Origin of the sequence: Paracoccus sp. S4493, assembly GCF_000967735.1 — a bacterium.
Classification (GTDB): domain Bacteria; phylum Pseudomonadota; class Alphaproteobacteria; order Rhodobacterales; family Rhodobacteraceae; genus Paracoccus; species Paracoccus marcusii.
Genome location: NZ_JXYF01000293.1, coordinates 1 through 614, shown reverse-complemented (window position 1 = coordinate 614; position 614 = coordinate 1). Strand labels below are relative to the sequence as shown.

1 protein-coding gene is annotated in these 614 nt (G+C 70.2%); it reads right to left on the bottom strand.

Features of this window, described 5'->3' with window-relative positions; translation table 11 throughout:
* Nucleotides 1-512: alcohol dehydrogenase catalytic domain-containing protein (locus TW83_RS17235; protein ID WP_239441418.1), on the bottom strand; the 512-nt coding region annotated here is incomplete at its 3' end.
* Between the last annotated feature and the right edge of the window lie 102 nt (nucleotides 513-614).

Below are 614 nucleotides of genomic sequence, written 5' to 3'. Positions count from 1 at the left end.
GCCCCCGTCACCAGCGCCAGATCGCCCGGCCCCACGCCCGAACGCGCGACGGCATGGGCGCCGATGGCCAGGAACTCGACCATCGCGGCCTGATGCACGCTCAGCCCGTCGGCGGGGTACAGGTTGCCCGCCGGAACCGCGATCCGCGCGCACATGCCGCCGTCGCGATGCACGCCCAGCACCGCGATCGCGGCGCAGCAGTTGGGCTTGCCGCGCAGGCAGGCACGGCAGGCCCCGCAGGACAGATAGGGGTTCACCACGACCAGGCGCCCGGCATCCGGTCCGCTGGCCACATGCCCGGACAGTTCGTGCCCGATCACGCGGGGATAATCCAGATAGGGATGCTTGCCCTCGAAGATGTGGTAATCCGTGCCGCAGATGCCGATGGCGGCGATGTCGACAAGCACCCAGCCCTCGGGGGCATGGGTCGGCAGGGGGCGCGTCTCGATGCGGAACCGGCCGGGTTCGACGCAGACGCCGCATGCCATCGTGGTGGCGGATGCGTCCTTCATTGCACCGGCTCCGGCCTGCGGGCGGACCAGTCGGACGGCAGCTCTCCCTTGACGATCAGGCTGAGGACGTCGTCCTTGCTGACATCGCCGATGGCATGGGCG